Source organism: Candidatus Frankia alpina, from assembly GCF_902806485.1.
In the GTDB taxonomy this organism is placed as follows: Bacteria; Actinomycetota; Actinomycetes; order Frankiales; family Frankiaceae; genus Frankia; species Frankia alpina.
In genome coordinates this window covers 1-4650 of record NZ_CADCWT010000319.1, presented here as the reverse complement: position 1 = coordinate 4650, position 4650 = coordinate 1, and the positions used below count along the sequence as shown (strand labels likewise).

The window sequence follows — 4650 nt, the reverse complement described above, 5'->3', positions numbered from 1 at the left end:
CCGCGGTCGCGAGCGCCTGGGCGTACAACCTCGGGCTGAAGGCGACCCCGCTGTCCGTCGTCCCCTATGCCGGCTCGTTCGCGCTGCTGCCCGCTTTCGTCGTCCTTGGGCTGCCCGGCCACCCCGCGCCGCCGTGGTGGCTGCCGGTGGCGGGGGCGCTGCTCGGCTCGGGCGCTCACTTCGCCAACGTCCTGCCGGACCTCGACGCCGACGCGCGCACGGGGGTACGCGGCCTGCCGCAGCGTCTCGGCGCGACCGGTGCGCGCGCATCGGCGGCGCTGCTGCTCGCGGCGGGCTCCGTCATCGCGGTGCTCGGCCCGGGCCGCCCGCGGGCCTGGCAGGTGGGCGCGCTGGCCACGGTGGCCGGGCTGACCGGGCTCTGCCTGCGCCTCGACGACCGGCACGCGTTCCGCGCCGCAATGGGGGTCGCCGCGATCGACGTCGCGCTCGTCATCGCCGCCGGCACCCGCCCGGCCTGACTGCCTGACTGCCCACAATCCAGCCCCACGCTGACACCCAGCCCCACGCCGACACTGGGCCGGTCATTGGATCGGGGCAGGCCGGCCATTACCCTAAGTGCATTAGCCAATACAGATCGCCTCGAACAGGTCGGGTGGCAACGATCCTGACCAGCGCCCCGGTCTCGGCGCGGACGCCGCGGCGAGCCAGGAACGATCCCGCCCAGTATGACGATCTCGCCGGTGAGTGGTGGCCCCCGCATGGGAGGTTCGCCGCGTTGCGCTGGCTCGCCGAGGCCCGCGGCCGGCTCATCCCGGACCCGCCCCGGCCGGGCGCCGAACTGCTCGACCTCGCCTGCGGCGCGGGGCTGCTCTCCCTGGCGCTGACCGGGCGGCTCGCCGGCTGGCGGCACGTCGGCGTCGACCTGTCGTCGCCGGCGCTGCGCCAGGCCGCGGGGCACGGTGTCGCGGCAGTCCGGGCCGACGTGCGGCGCCTGCCGTTCCGGGATGGCCAGTTCCGCTGCATCGTCGCCGGCGAGCTGTTCGAGCACCTCGCCGACCTCGACGCCACCTGCTCGGCGATCGCGCGGGTGCTCGCCCCGGGCGGCACGCTCGTCATCGACACCCTCGCCGACACGCTGTTCTGCCGGGTGGCTCTGATGGGTATCGCCGAACGCCTTCCCGGCGGGCCGCCCCCGCGCATCCACGATCCACGGCTGCTCGTCACGCCCGACCGGTTGGCGCAGACGCTGGGCCGATGCGGCATCGAGATGACGGTCGTGGGCGGCCTTCGCCCCTCGCTCGTCGACTACGCCCGCTGGCTGGCCCGCCGGGTCGACTCGGTGCGGATGCTGCCGACCGGCTCCACCGCCGGCGTCTACCAGGCGATCGGAACCAAAACCGGAACCGAGAGGGAAGACCGATGAACGCCACGATCCCGGCACCCCGCGGCCCGGACGTCGACGGCGCGCGGCTGGCCGGGGGCGTCGTCGACGCGATCGCCGCCCGTGCCGGCGCCGCCGACCGCGACGGGGAGCTGCCCGCCGCCGACCTCGACGATCTGCGCGGCGCGGGGCTGCTCGGCCTGCTCGTGCCCGTCCGCCTCGGCGGCCACGGTGGCGGCTTCGCCGACTGGGCCGTCGCGGCGCGCGTGCTCGCCGCGGGCAGCGGCGCGACCGCCCTGGTCCTGAACATGCACACCTCGGTCGTGGGGGCGCTGGCCGGGACGCCCGAGGAGCTCGCCCGCGCGATGGGGGCACCGGAGTCGTTCTTCGTCGCCCGCGACCGGATGCTGGCCCGGGCCGCGGCCGGGGAGTTCATCGCCGTCGCGATGAGCGAACGAGGCGCCGGCTCCCGGCTGTCCGAGCTGGGGACGCGCTACCGGCGCGAGGACGGCGGCTACCGCATCATCGGGGCGAAGTCGTTCTGCTCGGGGGCGACACATGCGGACGTCTACTTCGTCGCCGCCCGCGCCGACGATGCCGAACCGGAGACCGACACCGGTGCCGACGACACCACCGCCACCACTGGCGCTGGGACACGGGCGGGGACACGGGCAGCACGGGTCAGCCATTTCCTCGTCCCGCGCGGGGGCGGGGTGAGCGTCGAGCCGACCTGGGACTCCCTCGGCATGCGGGGCACCGGCAGCCATGATGTGCGCTTCGACGTCTGGGTGCCGGCGGAGGCGTTGGTCGGCGGGCTGGAGGGGCTGAGCCTGCTGGTGGCGCAGGTCATGCCGCAGTGGCTCGTCGCCTCCTACGCCGCCGTCTACGCCGGGGTCGGCCGGGCCGCGTTCGACGCGGGCGTGGAGTACGCCCGCGTCCGGCGGACGGCCGGGATCCCGGGCGGCCTCGCCGGGCTGCCGACCGTGCGGGCCCGGTTCGGCCATGCCGACGCCGCACTGGCCGCCCTGGACTCGGTCATCGACGAGTGCGCGCGCCGGGTCGACGCCGACCCCGGCTCGGCGGAGACGAACCGCTGGGTGTAGCGGGCGAAACTGCTCGCCGGGCGGACGGCTCAGGACGTCGCGGCCTCGATCGTCGAGGCCTGCGGCACCGCGGTCACCCGCCGCGGGCACCCGTTGGAACGGCTCTACCGCGACGCCCGGTGCGGCTCCCTGCATCCCGCGACGACGGATGTCTGCGCCGACTGGCTGGGCCTCGCGGCGCTGGGCGCCGACCCGGAGGCGGACGCGGACGTGGCCCGATGGTGACCGCCGGGACGCCGACCGCCGCCGTCATCACGGGCATGGGGGCGGCGTTTCCCGGCTCCTTCGAGCAGCAGAGCGTGTGGGACGAGGTCTTCGAGCGGCGATACCGGGGGGATCCGCTGGCTCACCGGCTGTTCTTCGGTGCCGGGGTGCGGACCCGTCACGGGGTGGTGGATCCCCGGCGGGAGGATGTCAGCGACTGGTCGACGGCCGCACGGATGCGCCGTTATGTCGACGAGGCGCCTGCGCTGGGCCGGCGCGCCGTCCGCGGCGCGCTGGCGGACGGCGGGCTGCGCGCCGCCGAGATCGGGCTGTTCGTCGTCCTCTCCTGCACCGGTTACGCGACGCCGGGGCTGGACATCCAGCTCGCCCGCGAGCTCGGCATGCTCCCGTCGGTGCGCCGCCTGCTGGTCGGGCACATGGGCTGCTACGGCGCCATCCCGGGGATGGGCGCGGCGGCGGACTTCGTCCGGTCCCGCCGGCTGCCGGCGCTCGTGCTCTGCGTGGAGCTGACCTCCCTGCACGTCCAGCCCGAGCAGCCGCACCGGGATCTTCAGCAGGTCGTCGCGCATGCCCTGTTCGGCGATGCCGCCGCGGCGATCGTGCTTGTTCCCGACGCCGCCCACGGCCTGGAGGTCCTCGACACCACCGCCGCCACCGCCCCGGCCAGCGAGGACCTGATGACCTGGCACGTCACCGACCATGGCTTCCGCATGGGACTGTCCCCCCAGGTGCCCGACGTCCTCGCGAAGCAGGTCGAGGAGGCGACCGCGGCGCTGCTGGACCCGATCGCCATGGACCGCTGCGACGTCGGGGGCTGGGCCGTGCATCCCGGTGGGCCGCGCATCATCGACATCGTCGAGGAGCACCTCGGCCTGGCTCCGGCGCAGACCGCGGTGACCCGCGGGATCCTCGCGGCGCGGGGGAACTGCTCGTTGGGCACCGTACTGCTCGTCCTCGACCAGCTCCGCGGGGGTCTTCCGGCCGGCGCGACCGTGGTCGCGATGGCGTTCGGCCCCGGCCTGACCCTCTGCCTGGCCCTGCTGCGCCACCGTTGACGGAAGGGCAAGCCGCGGCAACGCTCCGGACTGAGCCGGGTCGGCCTGGCGGCACTCATCCGCGTACGAAGTTCGCGAAAAACTCCATGTATGCGGACTTTCTTCCTGCTAGCATCCGTATCCGCGTAGTTCTGCCGGGTACATCCCGGTTCCCGGCGTCGGCCTGCGGCCGCGGGTGCGAGCACGTGAGGATCCCGCCCGCTGCCGACCACCCTGTGCGGGCGCGGCCGAGGTCCGGACCATCCCGCAACGAGGGGAGAGCAGATGGCAAAAGTGACCCTCCGTCGTCACACGGTTAGACCTGTCGCGGTGCTGGACCTCAGCGCCCTGCTGACTGTCGCGGTTCCAGCCGCCGCCCGCGTCAACACCTTCAGCCACACCGGCGGCGCGAGCTCGCCGAGCACCTACACCGACGTCTGGGCGCTGTGCGCCGACGACGGCGTCTGACCACAAAGGCGATGTCAATTCCCATGAACTGTCGTATCACCATGCCCCGGGGCAGGCTGGCGGCGATCGCCGGCGCGGCCGGCGTGCTGGCTGTCGCCGTCGCGGTGCCGCTTCCCGCCATCGCGGATGCCGCGGACGGAACGGCCATCTGCGGGGCGACCGGCGTCCTCACCAACTCTCCACCCACCTGCGCCTACACCACGGCGGGCACGGGCACCTTCACCGTGCCCGCCGTGGTGACCAGCGTGCGCATCGACCTGTTCGGGGGCGAGGGCGGCAGCGCGGCCGGGTTCGTGGCCCCCAACCCGCCGAACACCGGCGCCCCCGGCGGTCTCGGCGGCGAGACCAGCGGCACCCTGGCCGTCAGTCCGGGGCAGGTCCTCCAGCTCACCGTCGGCGCCGCCGGCGTTCCCGGAACGTCCCGGCACGGCGAGTTCGCCCGGCGCGGCGGTATCGGCCACGGGGCCGGCGGCGGCGG

6 protein-coding genes and 1 pseudogene are annotated in these 4650 nt (G+C 74.6%); all 7 read left to right on the top strand.

Annotation, left to right across the window (positions count from 1 at the left end):
• Nucleotides 1-479: UbiA family prenyltransferase (locus G6R25_RS21790; RefSeq protein WP_163554393.1), on the top strand; the 479-nt coding region annotated here is incomplete at its 5' end.
• Nucleotides 480-613: 134 nt separating this feature from the next.
• A complete protein-coding gene (locus G6R25_RS21785) occupies nucleotides 614-1384 on the top strand; it encodes a class I SAM-dependent methyltransferase (protein WP_163554392.1) in 771 nt (256 codons plus the stop codon).
• Entirely contained in the window at nucleotides 1381-2445 is a 1065-nt protein-coding gene (locus tag G6R25_RS21780; protein ID WP_235949412.1) for an acyl-CoA dehydrogenase family protein, read from the top strand. Before G6R25_RS21785 ends, G6R25_RS21780 begins: the two co-directional genes overlap by 4 nt.
• Nucleotides 2446-2454: 9 nt before the next feature.
• The gene (locus G6R25_RS32055; protein ID WP_268904198.1) at nucleotides 2455-2670 is read left to right on the top strand and encodes an acyl-CoA dehydrogenase family protein; all 216 of its coding nucleotides are present in this window, start codon (nucleotides 2455-2457) and stop codon (nucleotides 2668-2670) included.
• On the top strand, nucleotides 2664-3725 hold the full coding sequence (locus G6R25_RS21775; protein WP_163554391.1) for a type III polyketide synthase: 1062 nt from the start codon (nucleotides 2664-2666) through the stop codon (nucleotides 3723-3725). The genes G6R25_RS32055 and G6R25_RS21775 overlap by 7 nt, the downstream gene beginning before the upstream one ends.
• A 309-nt stretch (nucleotides 3726-4034) precedes the next feature.
• Nucleotides 4035-4172 carry a hypothetical protein gene (locus tag G6R25_RS21770; protein WP_163554390.1) on the top strand — a complete coding sequence of 46 codons (138 nt, stop codon included), beginning with the start codon at nucleotides 4035-4037 and terminating at the stop codon, nucleotides 4170-4172.
• 23 nt (nucleotides 4173-4195) lie between these two features.
• Nucleotides 4196-4650, top strand: a pseudogene (locus G6R25_RS21765) (hypothetical protein); the annotation flags it as partial.

Coding starts and splice junctions, on each gene's coding strand:
- G6R25_RS21780 (WP_235949412.1), top strand. CDS start 1,381: ATGAACGCCACGATCCCGGCACCCCGCGGCCCGGACGTCGACGGCGCG.
- G6R25_RS21775 (WP_163554391.1), top strand. CDS start 2,664: ATGGTGACCGCCGGGACGCCGACCGCCGCCGTCATCACGGGCATGGGG.